The 23,463-nt window shown below is 73.8% G+C and carries 20 protein-coding genes and 1 pseudogene; 6 read left to right on the top strand and 15 right to left on the bottom strand.

Annotated elements, in window-relative coordinates; genetic code table 11:
• Positions 1–250: 250 nt before the first annotated feature.
• Positions 251–1,132, bottom strand: a pseudogene (locus ABD345_RS09920) (ADP-ribosylglycohydrolase family protein); the annotation flags it as partial.
• A 204-nt stretch (positions 1,133–1,336) separates the two neighbouring features.
• On the opposite strand from ABD345_RS09920, the gene ABD345_RS09925 reads away from it, so the two are divergent.
• Entirely contained in the window at positions 1,337–1,543 is a 207-nt protein-coding gene (locus ABD345_RS09925) for a hypothetical protein (RefSeq protein ID WP_344551580.1), read from the top strand.
• Positions 1,544–1,575: 32 nt separating this feature from the next.
• Here ABD345_RS09925 and ABD345_RS09930 read toward each other — a convergent pair whose 3' ends face one another.
• From ABD345_RS09930 to ABD345_RS09945, 4 genes are all read right to left on the bottom strand, one after another.
• Entirely contained in the window at positions 1,576–2,319 is a 744-nt protein-coding gene (locus ABD345_RS09930) for an SOS response-associated peptidase (protein ID WP_344551581.1), read from the bottom strand.
• A gap of 60 nt (positions 2,320–2,379) precedes the next feature.
• Complete coding sequence (locus tag ABD345_RS09935; RefSeq protein WP_344551582.1) at positions 2,380–3,351, bottom strand: aldo/keto reductase; 972 nt, start codon at positions 3,349–3,351, stop codon at positions 2,380–2,382.
• 90 nt (positions 3,352–3,441) lie between these two features.
• Positions 3,442–5,712 carry a tetratricopeptide repeat protein gene (locus ABD345_RS09940; protein WP_344551583.1) on the bottom strand — a complete coding sequence of 757 codons (2,271 nt, stop codon included), beginning with the start codon at positions 5,710–5,712 and terminating at the stop codon, positions 3,442–3,444.
• Positions 5,709–6,119, bottom strand: a complete 411-nt coding sequence (locus ABD345_RS09945; RefSeq protein WP_344551584.1) for a hypothetical protein — start codon at positions 6,117–6,119, stop codon at positions 5,709–5,711. Before ABD345_RS09945 ends, ABD345_RS09940 begins: the two co-directional genes overlap by 4 nt.
• Before the next feature lie 102 nt (positions 6,120–6,221).
• Between ABD345_RS09945 and ABD345_RS09950 the strand changes: the two genes are divergently transcribed.
• Entirely contained in the window at positions 6,222–6,902 is a 681-nt protein-coding gene (locus tag ABD345_RS09950; RefSeq protein WP_344551585.1) for a (2Fe-2S)-binding protein, read from the top strand.
• Here the strand turns inward: ABD345_RS09950 and dmpG are convergent, their stop codons facing one another.
• Genes dmpG through ABD345_RS09980 form a run of 6 tightly spaced genes read right to left on the bottom strand, consistent with a single transcriptional unit; the run spans position 6,903 to position 13,167 of the window.
• Positions 6,903–7,913, bottom strand: coding sequence for a 4-hydroxy-2-oxovalerate aldolase (dmpG, locus tag ABD345_RS09955; protein WP_344551586.1), 1,011 nt, complete (start codon positions 7,911–7,913; stop codon positions 6,903–6,905). It lies immediately after the preceding gene.
• Positions 7,910–8,857, bottom strand: a complete 948-nt coding sequence (locus tag ABD345_RS09960) for an acetaldehyde dehydrogenase (acetylating) (RefSeq protein WP_344551587.1) — start codon at positions 8,855–8,857, stop codon at positions 7,910–7,912. The genes dmpG and ABD345_RS09960 overlap by 4 nt, the downstream gene beginning before the upstream one ends.
• Entirely contained in the window at positions 8,854–9,720 is an 867-nt protein-coding gene (locus tag ABD345_RS09965) for a 2-keto-4-pentenoate hydratase (RefSeq protein ID WP_344551588.1), read from the bottom strand. The genes ABD345_RS09960 and ABD345_RS09965 overlap by 4 nt, the downstream gene beginning before the upstream one ends.
• 17 nt (positions 9,721–9,737) lie before the next feature.
• Positions 9,738–10,580, bottom strand: coding sequence for an alpha/beta fold hydrolase (locus ABD345_RS09970; protein WP_344551589.1), 843 nt, complete (start codon positions 10,578–10,580; stop codon positions 9,738–9,740).
• Positions 10,580–11,521 carry a VOC family protein gene (locus ABD345_RS09975; protein WP_344551590.1) on the bottom strand — a complete coding sequence of 314 codons (942 nt, stop codon included), beginning with the start codon at positions 11,519–11,521 and terminating at the stop codon, positions 10,580–10,582. The genes ABD345_RS09970 and ABD345_RS09975 overlap by 1 nt, the downstream gene beginning before the upstream one ends.
• A gap of 26 nt (positions 11,522–11,547) precedes the next feature.
• Positions 11,548–13,167, bottom strand: coding sequence for a bifunctional 3-(3-hydroxy-phenyl)propionate/3-hydroxycinnamic acid hydroxylase (locus tag ABD345_RS09980; RefSeq protein ID WP_344551591.1), 1,620 nt, complete (start codon positions 13,165–13,167; stop codon positions 11,548–11,550).
• Between the two features lie 155 nt (positions 13,168–13,322).
• Here ABD345_RS09980 and ABD345_RS09985 point away from each other — a divergent pair, with 155 nt between their 5' ends.
• Together ABD345_RS09985 and ABD345_RS09990 are read left to right on the top strand one after the other, a co-directional pair.
• On the top strand, positions 13,323–14,015 hold the full coding sequence (locus ABD345_RS09985; protein WP_344551592.1) for a TetR/AcrR family transcriptional regulator: 693 nt from the start codon (positions 13,323–13,325) through the stop codon (positions 14,013–14,015).
• A gap of 88 nt (positions 14,016–14,103) precedes the next feature.
• On the top strand, positions 14,104–14,583 hold the full coding sequence (locus ABD345_RS09990; protein WP_344551593.1) for a hypothetical protein: 480 nt from the start codon (positions 14,104–14,106) through the stop codon (positions 14,581–14,583).
• Positions 14,584–14,667: 84 nt separating this feature from the next.
• Here ABD345_RS09990 and ABD345_RS09995 read toward each other — a convergent pair whose 3' ends face one another.
• The gene (locus ABD345_RS09995) at positions 14,668–15,219 is read right to left on the bottom strand and encodes a CGNR zinc finger domain-containing protein (RefSeq protein WP_344551594.1); all 552 of its coding nucleotides are present in this window, start codon (positions 15,217–15,219) and stop codon (positions 14,668–14,670) included.
• Positions 15,220–15,343: 124 nt separating this feature from the next.
• On the opposite strand from ABD345_RS09995, the gene ABD345_RS10000 reads away from it, so the two are divergent.
• Positions 15,344–16,207, top strand: a complete 864-nt coding sequence (locus ABD345_RS10000; protein WP_344551595.1) for an NAD(P)-dependent oxidoreductase — start codon at positions 15,344–15,346, stop codon at positions 16,205–16,207.
• Positions 16,208–16,434: 227 nt separating this feature from the next.
• Here the strand turns inward: ABD345_RS10000 and ABD345_RS10005 are convergent, their stop codons facing one another.
• Complete coding sequence (locus ABD345_RS10005; protein WP_344551596.1) at positions 16,435–19,929, bottom strand: carbohydrate binding domain-containing protein; 3,495 nt, start codon at positions 19,927–19,929, stop codon at positions 16,435–16,437.
• 283 nt (positions 19,930–20,212) lie between these two features.
• Complete coding sequence (locus tag ABD345_RS10010; RefSeq protein WP_344551597.1) at positions 20,213–21,436, bottom strand: MFS transporter; 1,224 nt, start codon at positions 21,434–21,436, stop codon at positions 20,213–20,215.
• A gap of 96 nt (positions 21,437–21,532) precedes the next feature.
• Here ABD345_RS10010 and ABD345_RS10015 point away from each other — a divergent pair, with 96 nt between their 5' ends.
• Entirely contained in the window at positions 21,533–22,006 is a 474-nt protein-coding gene (locus ABD345_RS10015) for a hemerythrin domain-containing protein (RefSeq protein WP_344551598.1), read from the top strand.
• Positions 22,007–22,059: 53 nt separating this feature from the next.
• Here the strand turns inward: ABD345_RS10015 and ABD345_RS10020 are convergent, their stop codons facing one another.
• The gene (locus ABD345_RS10020) at positions 22,060–23,280 is read right to left on the bottom strand and encodes a PucR family transcriptional regulator (RefSeq protein WP_344551599.1); all 1,221 of its coding nucleotides are present in this window, start codon (positions 23,278–23,280) and stop codon (positions 22,060–22,062) included.
• Positions 23,281–23,463: the final 183 nt, after the last annotated feature.

Genomic DNA, 23,463 nt, shown 5'->3' on the forward strand with positions numbered 1-23,463 from the left:
CGGCGACCGGGCGCCAGTGGCCGGCGGGGGCGGGGGCGAAGTCCAGCGCCCAGAGTTCGCGGCCGGTGTCGGCGCGGTGCAGGTGCAGGGTCCCCTCGGCGGTCCGGGTGAGCCAGTGGTCGGTGCGCAGGCCGCGGCGGTAGCGGTGCCACTGCCGGTCGGACCAGCGCAGGTCCGGGACGGGGTGGGGGCGCGGCAGGCTCATCGGGGCGAGGCCGGCGGGGGCGGGGCCCAGCGGCGGCGGGAACGTCCAGTCGGGCAGCGGTTCGCGGGCGGCCAGCCAGTGCGCGGGGATGCCCGCGCCGCCGGTGCGGGCGGCGACCACGCCGCCGGTGATCGCGGCGACCGTGTCGACGTCGCCGCCCGCGCCGATCGCGGCCCACACCGCGGCCGGGTAGTCGGTGAGCCAGTGGGCGGCGCACCACAGCGCGTACGGGACGGTGTCGGCGGCGCTGGTGCGGCTGCCGTTGCCGAGCACGGCGGCCGCCGCGCCCGGGTCGGAGCGGTCGGTGAGTCCGGCGGCCTCGGTCAGGCCCCGGCGGACGGGGCCGGCCGGGGTCAGGTCGGCGACGGCCCGCAAGTAGCCCGCCGGCGTGGTGGGTTCGGTGCGGGCCCGGACGGCGAGGGCGGCGGCGACGGCCACCGCGATCGCGCCGTCCACGGCCTGCGGGTGGGTGTGCGTGGTGACGGCGGTGTCGGCGGCCGGGCGGACGGCGGCGGCCGGGTCGGCGGCGTGGCCGGCGCCGAGCGGGGCCACCCGCATCGCCGCGCCGTTGCCGAACGAGCCCTGGCCGTCGAAGAGTTCGGCGGCCAGTCGGCGGGCGTCGCCGCCCTCCCGGATCAGCCGGAGCATCCGGTTGGCGGCCGGGCCGTAGCCCCGGTCGAAGTCGTGCCGGCGGGCGAAGGCGTGGGTGAGATCGAAGGTGTCGATGCTGCCGCGCTCGCGCAGGGCGGCGTACACCGAGCAGGCCATCTCGGTGTCGTCGGTCCACGGCCACGGGCCGGGCGGTTCGGTGCGGGCGTCGAGGTGGGTGCGGGCGGTGGCGGGCACGAAGAACTGGGCGCCGAGCGCGTCGCCGACAGAGAGGCCCTGGAGGGCGTCGAACGCGGGGTCACGGGAGGAGTCGGTCATACGTACCCCATCGGAGCGCGCGGGCGGGGCGGCTGTCAAGTCCCGGGCCGATCGGGCAGGTTCGGAGGGGTCGGCCCCTGGCCGATCGGGCAGGCTCGGGGCGCTCGGGCAGGTTCGGGGCGCTCGGGCGGGTTCGGGCCGGTTCGGGCGGGCGAGCTGCGATGATCGGTCGGTACGGCCGTCGTACCCGAAAGGTGGTTCCCCGTGGTCGGTGCGGTGCTGATCGTCGTCCTGCTGCTGGTGCTCGGCGGGTGCGGCTGCGTGGTGTGGGCCGAGCGCGGCGGCCCCGGCTGGGTGCGGGGCGTCGCCCGGGTCACCCTCGGCGCGGGCCGGGTGGCCCGCTGGGCGCACCGGAACCGGAACCGGCGGCTGGTCTCCGGAAGCTCCGGCAGCACCGACGGGGATTCCTGACCGTTCGTCGGTTCGCCTGGCGGGACGGGTCGTCAGCCGGTCAGGCCCAGCGGGTCGGGGGCGTCGGCGAGCAGTTCGGGCCCGTTCGCGGAGACCCGGTTGACGGCCGTCGGGACGGCCCGGACCAGCAGGTCGCCGTCGGCCGGGCGGTGCAGCAGTCCGTGCAGGTCGGCCCGGTCGGTGTTCGCCGGGTCGAGCCAGTCGGCGAGTTCCGCGCGGGTGACCAGCATCGGCATCCGGTCGTGCACCCGCCCCGCCCGGTCGGTGGCGTCGGTGGTGAGGATCGTCGCGGTGGCCAGCCAGGCCGCCGGGTCGTCCTCCGGGACGCTCGCGTCCCGCCAGAACTCGTACAGGCCGGCCATCAGCATCACCTCGCCGGTGGCGAGGAAGTACGGCTGCTTGTACGCCTTGCGGCCGTCGGCGGCGGGCACCGGGCGCCACTCGTAGTAGCCGTCGGCCGGGATCACGCAGCGCCGCTTGGCGAACGCCCGGCGGAACGAGGGCTTCTGGTCGGCGGTCTCCGAGCGGGCGTTGATCAGTCGGGCCGCGCCCGAGCGGTCCTTCGCCCAGGACGGCACCAACCCCCAGCGCAGCAACCGCAGTTGGCGCTCCACCTCGCCGGTTTCGGCGTCCACCCGCTCCAGCACGGCGGAGACCGGGTCGGTCGGGGCGACGTTCCAGCTCGGCGCCAGCGCCTCGGTTGGCTCCCAGCTGGTCACGCCGAGCAGCGGGACCAGCTCGGCGGAGGGGGTGGTGGAGACGAAACGGCCGCACATGCGTCCCAGCCTGCCACCGACCCCCGACAACCGCACCCGCCGACACCCGGCGCGGAGGGATCAGGAGTAGAAGTTGCGCTCCCAGCGGTGCCCGGCCAGCACCTTCAGCCGCTCCTCCGCCAGCGGGACGCCGTCGCCGACCGCCGCGTTGCGCTCGACGTTGCGCACCGAGCGCATGCCCGGGATGACCGTCGACACGGCGGGCGCGCCGAGCACGAACCGCAGCGCGGTCTCGGCGAGCTGCTCCTCGGCGATGCCCAGGTCGGCGGTGAGCGCGGCGACCCGGCGGGCCACCTGGGCGGGCCGGTCGCCGCGGAAGTACCGGCGCCGGAAGTCGCCCTCCGGGAAGGTGGTGTCGGCGGTGATCCGGCCGGTCAGGCCGCCCTCGTCCAGCGCGACCCGGACGACCACCCCGACGCCGTGCTCCTGGCAGGCCGGGAACAGCTCGTCCAGCGGCGACTGGTCGAACACGTTGAAGATCACCTGGACCGCGTCCACCTCGCCGCTGCGCACCAACTCGACGGCGGTGTGCGGCTCGTGGTCGTTGATCGAGACGCCGAACAGGCCGATCAGGCCCTCCCGCTTCAGCTCCCGGACGGTCTCCAGCCAGTCGCCGCGCCCCAGCCACTCGTCGCTCCACACGTGGAACTGCAGCAGGTCGAAGCGCTCCAGGCCGCTGGCGGCCAGCGAGGTCTCCAGGCTCGCCCGGATGTGCGCGCCGGGGAAGGTCTCCACCGGGTCGACCCCGCGCCGGGCCGGCCACTGCCCGTTCAGCGGCGGCACCTTGGTCGCCACCAGCACCCGCTCGCCGTTGGCCGCCCGCTCCCGCACCACCCGCCCGACCAGCCGCTCGCTCTCCCCGTAACCCCGGGCCGTGTCAACGAAGTTGACCCCGAGGTCGATCGCCCGGTGCAGCGCCGCCAGCGAGTCCTCCTCCCGCGCCCCCACCCAGCTGGACGCCCCGATCCCCCACGCCCCGTACCCGATCTCCGACACCTCGACGCCACTGCGCCCGAGCGCGCGGTACTTCATCCGTGGTCCTCCTGGTTCGAACCGACCGTTCCGGGAGGTGACCCTAGGCGGCGCAGCGGGCGGCCGCCAGGGGGCGCGGGATAGGGGTCCTCACCACTCGGCGATCCGTGCGAGAACGGCCTCCGCCTCCTCGTGGCGACCCAAGCAGTCCAGTGCACGCGCCTGGTTCCGCAGGGCCCTGGCCAGGCGGGGAGCGTCCCCCAGCTCCTGGAATATCGCAGTGGCCGTACGAGTGGCCTCCAACCCCTCCTCGACACGACCGGACGACACGAGCGTCGCCGCACGGTTCTGCACGGCAATCGCCACGCTCTGCGGGTGACCGTACGCCCGCGCCACTTCGACCGCCCTGTCCGCGTTCTCCAGCGCCTCGATGTACCGGCCCGCATTGCACAGCGTCTCTCCCAGAGCCGACCTCACGTGCGCCAGGAGACCGTCGCTGCCGCTCTCCTGGCAGATCTCCATCGCCTCGTGGTGCAGGGCGAGCGCCCGATCGACCTCGCCGGTCCGACCGAGGTACCCGCCCAACTGGCAGAGGGCCATCACCTGCCCTGGCCGGTCACCTGACTCCGCATAGAGCCGGATGCTCTCCGCGCTCGCCACCATGCCTTCCTGTGTACGCCCGAGACTCATGAGACAAGTCCACTGACGGTGCAGCACCTCCGCCAGACCCGGCCCGTCGTCAACCGCCCGGCAGTCCTCCTCGATACCGCGGAGGGCAGCCAGCACGTCCGCGTGTCTGCCCTTCCCACTCAGCACGGCGACCATCTGATCCGCGATCCCCGAAAACAGTTCGGGTTCTTCGAGCGCCTCCGCATGCTGGAGGGCCTGCTCGGCCTCGTGATACCGCTCGCAGTCGTTCAACAGGCCCCCGAGCGACACCAGCGCCATCGCCTCTCCGGTCCGATCGCCGAGACGGGCAGCAACATCGGCCGCCTTCCTGAGGTCGGCCTCGGCCTTCCCGTAGTACCCGAGGTAGCACAGCAAGGTGCCGCGCACACCGAGCAGGTAGGCCGCTGCCTCGTGGTCCTTCGGTCTCCGTGCCAGGTCGAGCCCCGAGTTCAGTAGGGCCAGGCTGTCGTCGTAATGACCGTCGAACGCCATCAGCGCAGTGAAGCGCAGAGCCAGTTCCATCGTCGTTCCGGGACGCCCGAGCGGCGGTTCGGCGACGGCCAGCGCGACCAGGTTGCGGCGCTCGGGCTGCCACGGGCCGTCCAGCAGGCCCAGGTAGTGGGCGTGCAGGCGGTCCTGCGCCTGCCGGTCGGGTTGCTGTTCGGCGGCGAACAGGCGCATCAGGTCGTGCATCCGCCAGCGGCCCCACTGTTCGCCGGCCTCCACCAGGTGGGCTTGGACGAGTTCTCCCAACAGCTCTTCGGCGTCCGGCTCGTCCGCTTCGACGGCTGCCGCGACGGTCGAAGTGGCCAGGTCCGGGCCGGGGTTGAGGGCGAAGAGGGCGAACACCCGTGCGGCGTCGGGGCTCAGGTGGGCGTGGGAGAGGGCGAAGGCGGCGCGGACGGCGAGTTCGCGGTGGCGCAGGCGCTGGAGGCGGGTGCGTTCGTCGCGGAGGGCGGCGACCAGGGAGGACGGCGGGCGGGTGGGGGTGTCGGCGAGCAGGGCGGCGGCGATCCGCAGGGCGAGCGGGAGGCCCTCGCAGAGGTGGGCCAACTCGGCGGCGTCGGCGGGGTGTCGGGTGAGCCGGTCGTCCTCGGGGCGGGCCGTGCGCAGGACGGAGTCGAGCAGGCGGACGGCGAACGGCTGTTCCAGGACGGCGAGTTCGAGGAGGCGGGCGTCGACGGCGAGGGTGTGCCGGGAGGTGATCAGGGTGCTCGCCCGGGTGCCGCCGGGGAGCAGCGGGGCGACCTGTTCGGCGCTGAACGCGTTGTCGAGCACCACCAGGACGGGCGGGCCGGGTTCGGCGAGCAGGCTGCGGTAGGCGCGGGACTTGTCCTGGGGGGCGGGCGGGACGTCCTCGGGGGGCAGGCCGAGGGCGCGCAGGAAGCCGTCGAGGGCTTCGGCGGGGTCGAGGCGGCGTTCGGGGTCGTAGCCGGCCAGGTCGACGAAGAGCACCTGGCCGGCGGTGCGCCGGGCGGCCTGCACGACCAGTTCGGTCTTGCCGACGCCCGGCGGGCCGACCACGGCGACCACCGTGCCGCCGCCCGGCGCCAACGCGGCGTCCAGCAGCGCGGATTCGGCTTCGCGTCCGACGAACTGCCGTGCGCCGGGCGGGAGTCCGGCGAGCGCGGGGCGCGGGGTGCGCGGGGCGGCGAAGTTGATCGTCCCGGCATGGTTGATCGTCCCGGCCTGGTAGACGGAACTGTGGAACGAACCGCCGCCGATCCCGTTGCGGTTCTGCGACCAGGTCATTCCCGGGGCTGCGCACCGTGGTAGTGGGTGTGGTTGCCGCCGTTGACGGTGCCGGCCTGGAGGGTGACGCCTTGGTGCAGGCCGCCGCTCATCGTGTTGTTGTTGTTGATGATGGTAGTGGTGCCCGCCACTGCCGCCCGGGCCTGGCCGTGCCAGTCCTCCAGCGCGACTTCGAACTCCGGGTCCGCCGCGGCCCGGTTGTCCAGCACCCGTTCGAGCCGGACGGCCAGTTCGGCGTTCTGCGGGTCGGCTTCCAGGGCCGCCAGTTCGGCTTCCCCGCTGCTGCGTCCCGCGCGCTGGAACGGGCGCCGGACGAGGGCGACCAGCGCGTTCCAGCTCTGCTTGCCGAGTTCTCCGCCCGCGCCTGTGGCCATCGCCGCCAGCGATCCCAGCAGAATCGGGTCCATCGTCCGCCCCTCCCCCTCCGGCTGCCGCCCCGGTCGGGCGGGCTGCCAGATTACACTCCGCGTTGTGTCCCTCACCCGTGCTTCGCAAGCTCCCGCCCGCCGATGACGGCCGCCGGTCCGCCGGCCGCGCTCGGCCCGTACTTCGCGGTGCGCTCCGATCCGTCTCCGCCGCCGGGGTTCCGTCCGCTGGCCGAACTGTACGGGGGGCGGGGCCCGTTGGCGGCGCGGGTCGCCGAGGTGGCCCGGGTGCTGGGGACGGCGGAGGTCCGGGTGGCGGCGTCGACGGCGCACCTGGGGCTGGCGGCGCGGCTGTGGTCGGTGGCGCTGGGGGCGGCGGCGGTGACGGGCCGGATGCCGGAGTGGGGCGGGGCGTGGTTCGCGCTGCCGCCGCAGGGGCCGTTCGACCTGTGGATGCCCGCGGGGGCGGCCGGTCCGGCGGCCGGCGTCGAGGTGCTGGAGCGGACCGTGCTGGACGGGCAGTTGGCGCCGTTGGCGGCGGCGGTGCGGGCCGTCGCGCCGCTGGCGCCGGGGCTGCTGGCGGGCAACGCGGCGTCCGCGCTGGTGGGCGCGGCCCGGCAGTTGGGGTCGGTGCCGCGGTTGCGCGGACCGGCCGCCGCGCTGACGAGGGAGTTGCTGGCCCGTCCGGCGCTGGCGGGCGCGGGTGCGGTGACGGCGCCCGGCGGTCCGCTGGGGTTCCGCCGGACGTCGTGCTGCCTGTACTACCGGACGCCGGGCGGCGGCCTGTGCGGTGACTGCGTGTTCACCCGGGCTCCGGGACGGTGATCAGTCGCGGGCGGCCAGGTCGAGCGCGATGTCGATGATCATGTCTTCCTGGCCGCCGACCAGGCGGCGGCGTCCGCACTCCATCAGGATGTCGCGGATGTCGACGCCGTACTGCCCGGCGGCCCGTTCGGCGTGCCGCAGGAAGGAGGAGTAGACGCCGGCGTAGCCGAGGGTGAGGGTCTCCCGGTCGACCCGGACCGGGCGGTCCTGGAGCGGGCGGACCAGGTCGTCGGCGGCGTCCTGGAGCTTGAACAGGTCGCAGCCGTGCTCCAGTTCGGACAGGTCGGCGACGGCGATGAACGCCTCCAGCGGGCAGTTCCCCGCGCCGGCGCCGTGGCCGGCCAGCGAGGCGTCGACCCGGACGGCGCCGTGCTCGACGGCGGTGAGCGAGTTGGCGACCGAGAGCGAGAGGTTCTCGTGGGCGTGGATGCCGATCTCGGTGCCGGGGTCGAGGACGTCCCGGTAGGCGCGGACCCGGGCGGCGACGTCCTTCATGGTGAGCCGGCCGCCGGAGTCGGTGACGTAGACGCAGTGCGCGCCGTAGCCCTCCATCAGCTTGGCCTGCCGGGCGAGTTCCTCGGGCGGCGCCAGGTGGGAGAGCATCAGGAAGCCGGAGACGTCCATGCCGATCTCGCGGGCGGCGGCGATGTGCTGCGCGGAGATGTCGGCCTCGGTGCAGTGGGTGGCGACCCGGACCGAGCGCACGCCCAACTCGTGGGCCCGCTCCAGCTCGTGGATGGTGCCGACGCCGGGCAGCAGCAGGGTGGTCAGCCGGGCCCGCTTGAGCACCGAGGCGGCGGCCTCGATCCACTCCCAGTCGCTGTGCGAGCCGGGCCCGTAGGTGAGCGAGCCGCCCGCGAGGCCGTCGCCGTGCGCGACCTCGACGGCGTCGACGCCCGCCTCGTCGAGCGCGGCGACGATCCGCTTGACGTCGGCGGGGGTGATCCGGTGCCGGACGGCGTGCATGCCGTCGCGCAGGGTGACGTCCTGGACGAAGATCGGGGTGCTCACGGCTGGTCCGCCTTCCGGGCTGCGATGCGCTCGGCCACCCGCAGGGCGGCGGAGGTCATGATGTCGAGGTTGCCCGCGTACGCCGGGAGGTAGTGCGCGGCGCCCTCGACCTCCAGGAACACCGACACCTGGTGGGTGGGGCGCGGGGCGCCGTCGGCCAGCAGGGTGTGCACGGGCTGGTCGGCGTCGACGGGGGTGATCTGCACCCGCTGCTTGAGCCGGTAGCCGGGGACGTAGCCGGCCACCTCGCCGACCATCCGCTCGACGCTGCGCCGGATCTCCCCGTGCTGTTCCCCGTCCGGGGCGTCGACCAGGGCGAAGACGGTGTCGCGCATGATCAGCGGGGGTTCGGCCGGGTTGAGGACGATGATCGCCTTGCCGCGTTCGGCGCCGCCGACCTCGACGATCGCGGCCGAGGTGGTCTCGGTGAACTCGTCGATGTTGGCCCGGGTGCCGGGGCCGGCGGAGCGGCTGGCGATCGAGGCGACGATCTCGGCGTAGCGCACCGGGGCGACCCGGGAGATCGCGGCGACCACCGGGATGGTGGCCTGGCCACCGCAGGTGACCATGTTGACGTCGGGCGCGTCGAGGTGGTCGTCCAGGTTGACGGCGGGGACGACGTACGGGCCGGTGGCGGCCGGGGTGAGGTCGATCAGCCGCTTGCCGTGCGGCAGCAGCCGGGCCGCGTGGTGCTGGTGGGCCTTGGCGGAGGTGGCGTCGAAGACGATGCCGATCTCGTCGAACTCCGGGAGGGCGATGAGTCCTTCGACGCCTTCGGCGGTGGTGGTGAAGCCGAGGCGGCGGGCCCGGGCCAGGCCGTCGGAGTCGGGGTCGATGCCGACCACGGCGCCCATGGCGAGGTGCTGCGAGGTCCGCATCACCTTGATCATCAGGTCGGTGCCGATGTTGCCCGACCCGATGATCGCGACCTTCGTCCTGGTCATCGCTGTGCTCCTTCGGTAGGTCCGCTGAGGGTGAACCGGACGGTGCCGAGCGGGGCGACGACCGCCTCGACGGTGCTGCCGGGTGTGATGGCGCGCATCGGGCCGAGCGCGCCGGAGAGCACGACCTGCCCGGCCCGCAGCGGGTCGCCGAGGTCGCGGGCCTGCCGGGCCAGCCACTGCAGGGCGAGCAGCGGGTCGCCCAGGCAGGCGGCGCCGTCCCCGGTGGAGACCTGCCGGCCGTCGACGCTCATGGTCATCACGGCCTCGCGCGGTTCGAAGGCGTCCGGGCCCTCCAGCCGGCGCCGTTCGGTGCCGAGCACGTAGGCGCCGGCGGAGGCGTTGTCGGCGACGGTGTCGGCGAAGCTGATGTCCCAGCCGGCGATCCGGCTGCCGCAGACCTCGATCGCGGCGACGGCGTGGTCGACGGCGGCGCGGACCTGTTCGAGCGTGAGGTCGCCGTCGGCGAGGTCGGCGCCGAGGACGAAGGCGATCTCCGCCTCGGCGCGCGGCTGGAGGATCGATCCGGCCGGGACGGCGGCCCCGTCCGGGTACTGCATGTCGGCGAACAGGACGCCGAAGTCGGGCCGGTCGACGCCGAGTTGGGCCTGGACGGCGGGCGAGGTGAGGCCGATCTTGCGCCCCGCCACCCGGCCGCCGCCGGCGGTGCGGGCCCGGACGACGCGCTGCTGCACGGCGTAGGCGGCCTGCACGTCGGTGCGGCCGATCAGGTCCCGCACGGGCGGGCACGGGACGCCGGTGGCCTGGGCCGCCAGCAGGCGGTCGGCGGCGGCGGTGACGGCGTCCGGCTCAGTGGCGTCCGGCTCGGTGGCGTCCGGGGCGGCGGCCCGGGGGTCGGTGGTCATCTGGTGCTCCGGTGGCCTCAGTTGTGGGTGACGAAGTCGGTCACCAGGCGGTTGAACTCGTCGGCGTGCTCCAGCTGGGCCCAGTGGCCGCAGCGGTTGATCAGGTGCGCGCGGGAGTTCGGGATGTTGGCGGCCAGGAAGAGCGAGGACTCGAAGGAGACCACCCGGTCGTCGCGGCCGTGGATCAGCAGCGCGGGCGCGGTGATCCCGGAGACCTTCGCCAGGTCGAGCCAGATCGGGATCGGCGCCTTCGGGGCGACGGCGGCGATGTTGGCCAGGTGCTCGGGGCGGCGCAGCGCGGCCTCGGAGCGCAGTTCGCACAGTTCGGGGGTGGCGAACCGGGCCTTGTCGTACACCATGATCTCGACCAGTCGGCGCATGCCCTCGGGGGAGGCGTCCGAGTAGGTCCGGTACATGGTCTTCAGGCCCTCGGTGGGGCCGCCGCCCGCGCCGAACAGGAAGGGCTTCATCTGGATCGGCGGACCCATGGTGATCAGGTGGGAGACCCGTTCGGGGCGCTCGACGGCGAGGCGCAGCGCGGTGTGGCCGCCCATCGAGTTGCCGACGAACGCGGCCCGCTCGACGCCCATCGCGTCGAGCAGCTGGCAGACGGCGTCGACGTGGTCGTAGGTGGCGAAGTCGACCGGGTCGGAGTCGCCCCAGCCGGGCAGGTCGGGGGCGATCACCCGGAAGTGCCGGGACAGCGCCTCGATGTTGGGCGAGTAGTTGCTCCAGCCGGTGGCGCCGGGACCGCCGCCGTGCAGCAGCACCACCGGGTGGCCCTGCCCGGCCTCGTGGACCCGGATGTTCCAGTCCTTCGTGCGGACGTACTTCGCGATGTCGTGCGACTGGAGTGCCATCAGTGCTCGCTCCCGGGGAGGTGGTTGGTGCGGGGGGCCTGGCCGAGGAGCTCGTGGACCAGCTCCGGCGGGCGGTGGCCCCAGCTGTGCAGGCGGTCGAGGGTGGTGACCTGCCAGGTGGCGTCGTCGATCAGCAGGCCGCCCCAGCCGTACTCGACCGAGAAGCCGGACGGGGTGCGGACGTAGAAGCTGAACATGTGGTCGTTGGGGTGCATGCCGAGCGTCATCTCGAACGGCTGCTTGGCGTCCATGCACCGGTCGTAGGCGCGGCCGACGTCGCGGATGTCGGTGACCTCGACCATGAAGTGGTGGGTCTTCCTGGGGTGCGGCATGTCGCCGAACGCGACGCTGTGGTGGCGCGGGTTGCAGTGCAGGAAGATCAGGTCGGCGAAGACGCCGGGGGCCAGCTCCTCGACGATCAGGTCGCTGATCCGGAAGCCGAGCAGGTCCTGGTAGAAGGCCAGGTACTCCGCGCGCTCGACGCCCTTGGAGAGCAGCACGTGGTGGCCCGCGCCGCCGGTGCCGGTGACGAAGGAGCCGAGCAGGGCCTCCGAGCGGAACGGGGTGCCGGCGTCGGCGAGGCCGGTGACCAGCTCGACCGGGTTGCCCATCGGGTCGGTGACCTTGACCAGGCGCTCGACCCGGCGGGCCGCGGCCTCGGCGGCGTTGCCCTCGGCGACCGGGACGCCGGCCGCGGCGAGCCTGCCGACCAGCGCGTCCAGCGCCTCGGCGGACTCGACCTGGTAGCCGCTGGCGACCAGGTCGTCGGCGGGGCCCTCGGTGACGATCCAGCGGTGCGCCTTCTCGTCGGTGCGCAGCGTGAAGCCGTCGGCGGTGCGCTCGCCGATCTGCATGCCGAGCAGCGTCACGCCGAAGTGCTCCCAGTCGGCGAGGTCGCCGACCTCGTAGACGACGTACGCGAGTTCCTGCACTCCGGTCACGGGTGCCTCCTTCTTCGGTGGCCGCGTCACAGCGCGGGGACGGTCAGGTCGGGGACGGTCAGGTCGGGGACGGTCAGGTCGGTGCGGTCGGCGGCGGCGACGAACTTGTCGGGGCGGACGGCGACCGCGCGGGCGCCGTAGCGGGCCAGCCAGGGCAGCAGGGTGTCCTCCAGGTCGACCAGCTCGTCGGGGCCCCGGGTGTGGGCGGTGCGCGGGCGGACGGCGAGGTAGCGGGCACCGAGGGCGTCCCACTGGGCCTTCTGCCCGGGGGTGAGCAGGGTGGCGGGGTCGAGGTCGGCGCCGAGCAGCACGAAGCCGTCGGGCAGCAGGTCGTCCAGCCGGGCCATCCGGCCGACGGTGTCGCCGCAGACGGGCTGCGGGAGCATCCGGCCGACGGCGCTGGCGTCGCCCCGTTCGCCGCGCAGCCAGCCGGCGGCGAGGACGGGCGGGGCGGTCAGCGGGGGCTCCCAGGGGGTGACGGTGTTCGCGGGGACGGCGTTCATCGCCGCCACCTCCTCCTCGGTGGCCTCCTGCTTGATGACCCGGCCGAGGCCGACCGCGAGGTGGGTGTAGAAGTCGGCGCTTGGGCGGCGTTCGGCCTCGTAGGTGTCGAGCCAGCGCTCGTCGAGGGTGCCGTCGACCACCCGGGCGAGCTTCCAGCCCAGGTTGTGGGCGTCGCGCATGCCGGTCTGCATGCCGGCGCCGGCCCACGGCGGCATCAGGTGGCAGGCGTCCCCGGCGAGGAAGACCCGGCCGCGGCGCCAGGTCTCGGCGGCGCGGACGTGGTGGCGGTAGAAGGCGTACTGGTGGATGTCGACGTCCTCGGGGGTGACGCCGAGGGCCCGCAGCAGCGGCCAGACCTGTTCGTCGGTGGCGAAGTCGGCCTCGGTCTCGTCGGCCTTGAGCGGGATCTCCCAGCGGTGGTTGCCCGCGGAGAGCGCGATGTCGACGACGGGGCGCTCGCGGTCGGTCCAGAAGGTGAGGAAGTCGCGGTCGGGCCACCAGCGCTTGACCTTGCAGTCGATGACGATCCACAGCGTCTCGACGGTGTCGCCGAGCATCGGGATGCCGAGCGTCTTGCGGGTGGCGCTGGAGCCGCCGTCGGCGGCGATCGCGTACCGGGCGCGGGTGGTGGTCTCGGCGCCGCTCTCCCGGTCGCGGGCGGTGATCGTCACGCCGTGGGCGTCCTGCTCGACGGCGGTGACCTCGGTGCCGTAGCGCACGTCCAGCCCGGGCAGTTCCTCGCCGCAGCGGCGGAGCTCGGCCTCCATGGCGGGCTGGTAGATGTTGTAGAACCGCGGGCGGGTGTTGCGGGTGCCGAGGGTGGACGGCGGGTGCTCGACCCGCATGACCTCCTGGCCGCCGTAGGTGACCCAGCGCAGGGCGCGCTGCGGCTCGATCACCTTCTCGATCCGCTCGTCGAGGCCGAGCTCCTGGAAGATCCGCATGGTCCAGTCGTTGACGGTCACCGCGCGGGCCCGGGCGTAGATGTCCCGGTCGCGTTCGAAGGCGGTGACGCGGGCGCCCTTGGCGGCCAGGGTGAGTGCGCCGACGAGGCCGGTGGGGCCGTAGCCGATGACTGCCACGTCCGTGTCGCAACCGTGCGGTTCGTCTACGTCGCATCCGGCTGGTCTGTCGTTGGTCATGCCGACCTCCAGTGATCGTGCCGAACTTTTGGACCGATCGTTCCGTCCAGAACTGGAGGCTGGCACGACCCGGGCGGCGCGTCAAGAGGTCGCTCACCTGCCGTTCACCACGGCGGGGGGACCCGGACGCCCGCCGCGGGCCCTAAAATCACCGGGTGAAGAGTGGGACGAAGGCAGGCACCGGGGAATCGCCCGAACCGCCGACCGGCAACCGGCGCGGGCGGCGCTCCAAGGAGGAGATCCTCGACGCGACGGCCCGGGTGATGGCCCTGCGCGGCTACGCGGGCACCACCATCTCGACCATCACCGCCGAGACCGGCCTGCCGCGCAGCGCGATCTACCACCACTTCCACTCCAAGGGCGGCCTGCTCTCCGCCGTGATGGCCCGCGGCGCCGGGGAGTTCTTCGCCGCCATGCGCGCCGCGCACAGCGATCCCCCGGCGGGCGGCACACACCGCGACCGGATGGCCTGGTACCTCGACCGGACCGCCCAAGTGTTCACCGCGAACCCGGAGTTCATGCGGCTGCACTTCCTGCTGATGCTCAGCGACGAGGCCGCCGAGGCCGAAGTCGCCGAGATGAACCGGCAGGTGCGCGACGAGGGCCGGGCCTACATGCGGGTGATGATCGCCTCCGCCTTCGCCGACCAGGGCCCCGAGACCGCCCGGGCCGTCGCCGAGGAACTCGACTACTTCACCATCGCCGGCTTCGACGGCGCCTTCATCGCCTCCCAGGCCGACCCCGGACGCACCATCGCCGCCCAGATGGCCCACCTCACCGACGCCATGGTCGCCCTCGGCGAAGCCGCCGCCGCCCGCCACAAGTCCCCCGGCCCGCAAGCGGGTTGACCTGCGGGAACCGGTCGGGGCCCCGGGCCGTCGAAGCCCCGGAGACCGACCCCGCCGGGGCCGGACCGGGAGCACGAGAGGCACCACCATGCACCGAACGGGCCGGACGCCCCTGCTGGCCGGGGCAGCCCTCGCCCTCGCCGCCGCCGCGACGGGCTGCACGGCGGACGCACCGAAGCAGCAGGCCGCCGAAGTCCGCACCGACGCCCAGCAGTTGGCCAGGTGCGCGACCCTTCCGGCCGAAGCCGACAGCGTCCACTGGACGTACCGCGCCCTCGGCACCCCGGACTCCCGCGTCCCCGGCCCCACCGACTACGGGCTCGACGGCCTCGCCCGGCTGGCCGCCGGCGAGGCCGCCCGCCTGCGCGGGAGCGCCACCTGGACGCCCGCCCCCGACGGCCGGCAGCCGCCCGCCGAACTGGCCGCCCTGCTCGACCACCCGGTCTCCGGCTGGCTCCGCACCCCGGCCCTGGACGACGAGTCCTCCTCCGGCACACCGCACTTCCTGCTGGACCCGGACACCGGCACCCTCTACTTCTGGGCGGTCAACCCGCACTGCCAGAGCTGACCGCGGGGACGGAACCGGGCCGCACGGACGCCGACTGCTGTCTCCGGCACGGGATGTGACGGAACGTCAGTTGGGCGGCGGTTGCTACCGGTCGGCGAGCCGGGCCTTCTTGACCCTGTTGCCGCAGGTGTTCATCGAGCACCAACGGCGGTTCGCGCCACGGCTGGTGTCCAGGAAGAGGCCGGCGCAGCCGGGGCCCTCGCAGGCTTTGACCCGGTCGCGCTCGGAGCCGCCGAGCACCCGGACGGCGTCGGCGGCGAGCACGGCGAGCGCGTCCGCCACCGGGTGCTCCGCGCCCAGGCGCCAGAGCGCGAGCCCGTCCTCGCCGAGGGCGGGCTCCGGCCGCCCGGCGGCCGCGGCCGCGTTCAGGACCGCCGCGTCCCCGGGGTCGGGGCGCCGGGCGGCGGCGACGGCCAGCCCCGCCCGGTAGAGCGCCTCGCGCAGGACGAGCGCGGCGCGGAGCTCGGCGGGCGAGACCCCGGGCACGTCGAGCCCCGCCGCGTGCAGCCAGAGCGCGAGCCGGTCGGGGCCGGTGAGCCGCTCCAGGGGCGCCGCGCCGGCCCGGTCGCTCACCGTGGCGGTGAAGCGGAACGCCAGCACCTCGTTGTCCAGCCGGAACAGCCGACGGGCCTCCACGGCCGCTCCTTCCTGCGGGTACCACCACCGATCCGACTGAACCATCTTAGCCGGTTCGACAAACGGGTCGGCCTGCGCCACCATGTGAACCGTCTCAGCCGGTTCATGTGGAGGAGGTCGTGCGATGGGCGAGGTCGCGGTCATCGGTCTGGGCGGAATGGGGCGGGCGATCGCGCGCAACCTGCTGCGGGCGGGCCACCGGACCGTGGTGTGGAACCGGTCGGAGGGGCCCGCGGAGGAACTCGAACGGGACGGCGCCCACCGGGCCGGCTCCGTGGCGGAGGCCCTGCGGTGCCCGGTGGTGTTCTCGGTGCTGTCCGACGACGCCGCCTTCACCGAGACCTTCCTGGACTCCGGCGTCCTGGCGCAGGCCGGCCCCGGCACGGTCCACGTCAACGTGGCCACGGTCAGCGTCGAACTGTGCCGCCGGGCCGCGGCGGCGCACGCCGGGCACGGGCTCGGCTACGTCGCCGCCCCGGTGTTCGGCCGGGTGGCCGTCGCGGAGGCCGGCACGCTGAACGTCCTGGCGGCGGGCGAGCCCGAACTCGTCGACCGGGCACAGCCGTTCTTCGACGCGATCGGCTCGCGCACCTGGCGCCTGGGCGCGCGGCCCGAGCAGGCCAACACCGTCAAGATCCTGGGCAACTACCTGATCGCCTGCACGATCCAGTCGCTCGGCGAGGCGGTCAGCGTCGCCGACGCGGCCGGCGCCGACCCGGAGCAGTTCGTCGAACTGCTGACCTCGACGCTCTTCCCCGGCCCCGTCCACGCCGGCTACGGATCGATGATCGCCCGGCGGACGTACCGGCCGGCCGGGTTCAGCACCGTGCTCGGCCGCAAGGACCTGCACCTCGCCCTGGACGCGGCGGCCGGCCAGGGCGTCCCGCTGCCGTTCGGCGACCTGCTCGCGGGCGTGTTCGACCGGGCGATCGCCGACGGCCGCGCGGCGGACGACTGGGCCGTGATCGCCGAACAGCAACCGCGATGAGCGGCCCGGCCCCCCTCGCCGCCACCCGGCACCCGGCACCTGGGCGGGCGGTCCGGGCGCGGGCCGGAGCGAGAGTCGAGGCGGAGGCTGGCGCGCGAGCGAAGGTGGGGGCCGGGGCGCGGGCCTCAGCGGCGGCCGGCGCCCCGGGGGACGCCGACCGCCGCTGACGCGTACTGCCGTGGTACTTCCTAGGTACTGCCTTGGTGCAGCCGCCTCCTGACGGTGCGTTACTTCAGGTACGGGCCGTCGGTGCCGATCTTGCCCGGGGCGGCGTTCTTGCCGCCCAGGTCGAGGACGTAGACCCGCAGGTTGCCCTTGCCGGGGGCGGCGACGGACAGGGTGCCGTTGGTGACGGTGCGGACGTCGCCGGAGACGGCGTCCTTGTAGGTGCCGTTCGGGACGCCGGTGAAGGTGGCGGCGTCCGTGACGGTGACCAGGGCGAAGGAGTCGACGCCGCTGGCGGCGTCGGTGTAGCGGCGCTTGAAGGACATGCCGCCAGTGACGCCCTCGGTGGAGTACTGGCCCATCTGCAGGGCGGGGATCGCCCGGCGGATCTGGTTGAGCCGCTGCACCTGCTTGACCAGCGGCTGCTGGAGCGTGGTGGCGACGGCCCCGCTGGCGGAGGAGACCACCGAGAAGTCGGAGGCGGTGACGGTGCCCTCGACGTGGTCGCCGTAGTAGGCGCGGCCGGTGGTGGCGAGCGGGCAGGACGGGCCGCAGTCGATCTGCTTCCCGGCCTGGAACTCGATCTCGGAGCCGTAGTACAGGGTGGGGATGCCGCGGAAGGTCCACATCAGGGCCATGTTCTCGGCCCAGGCGTCGGTGCCGCCGGTGTAGCGGACGCTGGACTTGTTGGGCCCGTAGTCGTGGCTGTCCACGTACACCACGTTGTAGGTGGCGTCGTTGGTGGAGTCGTCGGAGTCCTTGCCGTTGTTGTACGCGTTGTGGGCGTCACCGAAGTTCATGTGCATCCGCATGTCGATGATGTTCATGCCGGAGAACTTCGAGTGGTCGGGCGCGTGGTAGGTGTTGCCGTCGAGGAAGGCGTTGGTGGACGTCGGCTGGTTGCCGGTGCCCAGCTGCTCCTCGTAGTTGTACTGGTCGAGGGCGGCCTGCACGTCGTCGGCGGTGTAGTCCTTGCGCTCCTTCCAGGTGTAGAACTGCGCCGAGTGGTTGACCGAGCCGCGGTTCCACTTGTCGTTGACGAACGCGGCGACCTCGCCGAAGACGAAGAAGTTCTGCGCCTTGGCCGGCCCCCAGTCCTGGGTGACCCGCTGCTGGATCGCGGGCAGGAAGCGCCGGTTCCAGGTGACCCGCGGGACGTGCACGGCGGTGTCGACCCGGAAGCCGTCCACGCCCATGTCGATGTACTTGTTGTAGGCGCCGATCAGGTAGTTCTGCACCTCGGCGTTCTCGGTGTTGAAGTCGGCCAGGTCGTCGGCCAGCCAGCAGGAGCGCGAGTCCTCGCCCTCCCAGTTCCCGATCCAGCACTGGTGGTAGTACTTGGACGGGAACATGCCCGAAGTGGGGCTCGGCCACTGGCAGTTGTAGATGGTGTAGCCCTCTGGGCTCTTGTACTGGGTCGGGGTGCCCCAGCCGACGCAGGTCTGGCCGGTGGGCTGGGTGGTCGACCACAGGTCGCCGTTGTAGTACGACTTGCCGCTCTTCGGCTCGACGGTCAGGCCGTCGTACTCGAAGCCGGGCTGCTTCTCGTCGTAGTACCAGGACCACTGGGCGTCCCGGACGCCGTACACGGTGGGCACGTACAGACCCTTGGCGCCCCAGCGGGAGCTGTGGTTGTAGACCACGTCCTGGTAGATCTTGATGCCCTTGGCGTGGGCGGCGTTGATCAGGTCCTGGTAGGAGGCGCCGGCCGACTCCAGCCGCGGGTCGACCTTGTAGAAGTCGTAGCCGTGGTAGCCGTGGTAGTCGTAGTCGGAGCGGTTCAGCACCACCGGGGTGATCCAGATCGCCGAGAAGCCCAGGCCCTTGATGTAGTCGAGCTTCTGCACCAGGCCCTTGAAGTCGCCGCGGAACATCGGGTCGTTGTTGGCCGCGTTGCCGGACTTCACGTCCTGGTTGCCGCCCCGGTCGTTGGACGTGTCGCCGTCGTAGAACCGGGCGGTGAGCACGAAGTAGATCGGGTCCTTGCGCGGGTCGGTGCCGATCATCTCGCCGGGCTTGGCGGCCGGCGGGGCGTCACCGGTGGTGGCGACCGCGGCGGCGGAGGCCGCGGAGACGTTCCCGGCCGCGTCCAGCGCCTTCACGGTGTAGGTGTAGACGGTGCGCGTCTCCAGGCCGCTGTCCGAGTACACCGTCGAGCCGACGTTGATCACCGAGGTGCCCTTGGTGCCGCCGCTGCGGGTGACCTGGTAGCCCGTCACCCCGGTGTCGTCGGTGGACGGCTCCCAGGTCAGCACGATCGAGGTGTCGGTCGCGTTGGCCGCCACCCCGCCCGGCACGCTCGGCGCGGTGGTGTCGGGGACGACCGCCGCGCACGGGTCGGCGGCGTTCGCGGTGACCTTGCCGTTCTGCACGGTGCTGACGCCCGCCGGGACGACGTAGTTGGCGCCGTTGTTGTTGTCCCAGGTGCCGTTGCCGTTGTTGAACGTCGCCGCCATGGTGGCCGCGGAGCCCAGGTCGACGGTCCGCTTGTACCAACCGGGGCAGGCGAGTTGCATGCCGATGCCCGGCACCGCCGTCCACGACCCGCCCGCCGGGGCGTAGTGCAGGTTGACGATGCTCCAGCCGACCACCGCGGTCGAGTAGAACACCGTGGCGCTCTTCCCGGCCGGGGTGCTGCCGCTCGCGGACGGCGACGGACTGGCGGACGCGGACGCGGACGCACTCGCACTCGCGCTCGCCGATGCGGACGCGCTCGCCGATGCGGACGGGGACGCGGACGGGGATGCGGAGGCGCTCGGGCTCGGGCTGGTGGTCGTGGCGCACGGGGCGGTGCTGCCGAGCACGCCGTCCTTGACCGTCACCACGCCCGTCCCGAGGGCGTAGTTCTTGCCGCCGTTGTTGTCCCAGGTGCCGGAGCCGTTGTTGAACGTCGCCTGCAGCCCGGTGGCCGTGCCCAGGTCGACGGTCTTCTTCACCCAGTCCGTGCAGGCCGCCTCCATCGCGACGCCCGGCGCGGTGGTCCAGGCGCCGCCGTTGGGGGCGTAGTGCAGGTCGTAGGCCGACCAGTTGCGGGTCTTCGTGTAGTAGTAGACGGTCGCGCTCGCGCCGGTCGAGGACTGGCTCGGGCTGGGGCTCGAACTCGGGCTGGCGGTACCGCCGTTGTCGGTGCCGCACGGGTCGCTGTGGGCGATCACGCCGTCCTTGACCACCACGGTGCCGGTGCCCAGGGCGTAGTTCTTTCCGCCGTTGTTGTCCCAGGTGCCGGAGCCGTTGTTGAACGTCGCCTGCAGCCCGGTCGCGCTGCCCAGGTCGACGGTCTTCTTCACCCAGTCCGTGCAGGCCGCCTCCATCGCGACGCCCGGCGCGGTGGTCCAGGCGCCGCCGTCCGGGGCCCAGTGGAGGTCGTACGAGGACCAGTTGCGGGTCTTGGTGTAGTAGAAGACGGTGGCCGTGTTGCTGCCGCTCGCCGTGGTACCGGTCGCCGCGCTGGCGGTGACGCCGAGCGGGGCGCTGGAGAGCAGACCGGCGGTGAGTGCCGCCGCCGCTGTCAGCACGGCGGCAGTGGGGCGCCGCCGGTGCCGGGTTCGTCTGGTCAAGGGGGTGTCCCTCGGTGCTGGGCCGCGGGCCTGGGGAACTGCCTCGCGGCAGGGGGTGGGTGGGGGAGCTTGCGCAAGAACTTGCAAGAGCTTCCAGGAGGTTACTGAGGCATGACCTGCCTGTAAAGACTCCTTGACGCTGCTCATTGACGGACGATCCGGCCGAAATCCACCCCACTCACCGAAAGATCTTTCCGCAACCACCAGCGGCAGGACGGGAACTGGCACCCCCCTCGGCCCCTCGACGACGCGGACCTCCGCCACGGGCTCCCCGGCCCCGCCCTCACCGCCGCCCGACCGCCGCCAGCACCGCCGCCCCGCCCGCGACCCCCGTCAGCAGCGCGCACCCCAGCAGCGCCACCGGCGCACCGGCCCGGGTCGCGAGGGCGCCCCAGGCCGGGTTCGCCAGCGCCAGGGCCGCGCTCTGCCCGAGCGTCAACAGTGCCTGGACGCGCGCCAGGTGGGTCGCCGGGGCCCCACCCAGCACGACCGGTCCCAGGTGCACGGCGAAGGCGCTCGAACCGGCCCCGACCGCGACGGCCGCCGTGGCCGCCCCGACGGGGGTGCCCGCGACCGCGAGCCCGGCCGTGCCGAGGGCAGCGGCGAGCAGACCCGCTCCCGCGCCCAGCGCCGGACGGGACAGCGTGCCGCGGCGGGCGGCGCACAGCGCCGCGGCCAGCATCCCGACCGCCTGACCGGCCGCGGTCAGCCCGGCCGCCCCGGCGTCCCAGCCCCGCTCGCGCACCAGCAGCGGGCCGAGCAGCGCGACCACCGGCAGCACCCCCGCCGCCGCGACCGCGGCCAGCGCCAGCGCGGACCGCAGCGCCCGGCCCCGCCAGGCCACCCGCAGCCCGTCGACCGCCCCCGCGAACAGCCCGCCCGGACCGGGGCCGGGGCCGTCGTCGGCGGCGGGCGGGCACCGCACCGCGGCCGCGGTGCGGATCCGGAGCGTCACGGCCAGCACGGCGGCGAAGGTCACCGCGTCGGCCAGCGCGGTGGCGGCCAGTCCGGCCGCCCCGACCAGCACCGCCCCCAGCGGCGCCCCGAGCAGGACCGCCGCCTGGCCGCCCGCCTGCCGGAGCGCCAGCGCCCGCGGCAACTGGGCGGGGGCCACCAGCAGGCGCGGCAGGGCGCCGCTCGCGGGCAGTTGGAAGGCGTCGACGGTGCCGATCAACAGGGCGAAGCCCAGCAGCGTCCACGCGGTGCTGCCCGCGGTGCGGTCGACCACGGCCAGCGCCAGGACGACGGCCAGCATCGCCCCGTCCCCGGCCAGCGCCGTCCGCCGGGCCCCGAACCGGTCGGCGACCGCCCCGCCGAACAGCAGCAGCACGGTGCGCGGCACGGTGACCGCGGTCAGCACCAGCCCGGCGGTCGTCCCGCCCAGCCCGGCGGCGGTCCAGCCGAGGGCGGTGGCGAGGGCGGCGTCCCCGACGGTGGAGGCGCGGGTGCCCGCGAGCCACCAGAGGTACGTGCGGGGCAGCGGGGCGGGAGCGGCGAGGGTGTTCACGGCGGCCGACGCTAGGGGCCTCGACCGGGTCGAGGGCAAGGCCGGTCCCGGCGTGCCGCCGGGGTGGGGGCGGGGGGCGGCGGCGAGACTGGCGGGATGTGCCACTACTGCGGGTGCCGCGAGATTCCGTTGATCAAGGACTTCATCCGGGAGCACGAGGCGGCCACCGACCTGACCGGGGAGATCGCCCGGCTGCTGGCGGCGGGCGACCTGGCGGCGGCGGGGGCGCTGCTGCCGCCGCTGGCGGCCGAGTTGGCCTCGCACTGGCGGGGCGAGGAGGACGGGCTGTTCCGGGTGATGCGCGGGGATCCGGAGTTCGCGGCGTACATCGACGCGCTGGAGGCCGAGCACCGCGAACTGGCCGCGCTGCTCGCCACCGTGGACCTCGCCTCGCCGGCCGACCGGGCGGTGCTGCTGACCGCGTTCCAGGAACTGCACGAGCACATCGCCAAGGAGGAGGACGGCCTGTTCCCGGCCTCGCTGATCGCGCTGACCGCCGCCGACTGGAACGACTCGATGGCGGCCTGGCAGCGGGCCCACCCGGGGCGGCAGCCCTCCCGACCGGGCTGAGCGGCCGGGCCGGGTGGCCGTCGCGGGGCGACTCCAGCGGGGCGTCCGGCGGGTCACTCCAGCGGATCGCGGACCACGCCGGGCAGGTGCAGCACCGCCTGCAGCGCGATGTACAACTCGGCGGAGTCCAGGCGGCGTTCGAAGGACCGGCCGGAGAGCTGCTCGATCCGGCGCAGCCGGTAGCGGATGGTGTTGGGGTGGCAGTACAGCAGCTTGGCGGCCTTGTCGGCGGAGCCGTCCACGGCGAACCAGGTGGACAGGGTGGTGAGCAGCTGTTCGCGCTGGCCGTCGGGGAGTTCCATGACGGGGCCGAGCACCTGGTTGCCGATCCGGGAGGCGGTGGAGGGGGCGGAGGCGACCAGCATCGGCAGCGGGTTGGCGTCGAACAGGGTGACCGTCTCGTCCGGGCGGGCCGAGCTGGCGAGGGCGACCTGGGCCAGGTGCAGGGCCTGCGGGGTCTGGTCGAGGCGGGTGTAGCAGGGGCTGACCCCGGCCCGGCGGACGGTCTGGCTGCGCAGGGTGTCGACCAGCAGGTCGATGGCGGCGGCGGCGCGCATCGAGACGATGCCGATGTGCGCGTCGGGGGTGAGCCGCCAGGCGGAGCCCATGTCGTGCTCGCGCAGGGTGGGTTCGATGTCGGGCAGGGCCTGCCGGGCGAGTCCGGGGGCGTGCGCGACGACCACCGCGAAGGTGCCGTCGTACGGGAGGGTGAGCATGTCGGCGGCCTCCAGGACGGAGCCGGGGTTGCCCATGCCGCCGCGCAGCACCACGTCGACCAGGGCGGAGCGCTCCTGGTCGCGGCGGACCATCAGCAGCGCGGTGGTCTCGTTGAAGGCGTTCATCATGGCGGTGGTGGACTCCTCGTTGAACCGCCAGACGTCGGTGGCCATCTGCACCAGCTCCGCGCTGGTGGCCAGGCCGTGGCGCAGCGACTCGGCGGCCATGGTCTCCCACAGGTGGGCGAAGCCGATCCGGAACGCGGACTGCACGGTGGCGACGGGGACGCCCTGTTCGGCGCGGAGCCGTCCGGTGCGGCGGGGGGCCTCCAGGCAGAGGTCGTCCTCGTGGGCGAGCCGGCGCAGGGTGAACTCGATGTTGCTGCGGACGGATTCGGCGAGGTCCCCGGCGGGCAGCGGTCCGGCGCTGCGGTAGACGGCCATGGTGTCGCGGATCCGGCGGACGGTCTCCTCGGTGAGCCCGGTGAGCCGGTCCAGCAGGTGGCCGGCCAGTCGCGCGGCCGAGTCGACCGGCGCCGCGGGGAGTCGGGTGCCCATGCGGCGAGCCTATGCGGCGGTGGCGGCGCGTCCGGTCGGTGCGGGGGCGCGGGGCGGTTCGGGCACGCCGTGGGGGTGCCCGGACGGGCGGTGGCCGCACGGGCGTTCCACGGGTGAGGTGCCGGGCGGGTGTTGACGGTGCGTCGGGCCACCCGGGGGATCGTTTTGTCGCGGCCCACAGGC

It is taken from the genome of Kitasatospora saccharophila (genome assembly GCF_039529925.1).
GTDB lineage: Bacteria > Actinomycetota > Actinomycetes > Streptomycetales > Streptomycetaceae > Kitasatospora > Kitasatospora saccharophila.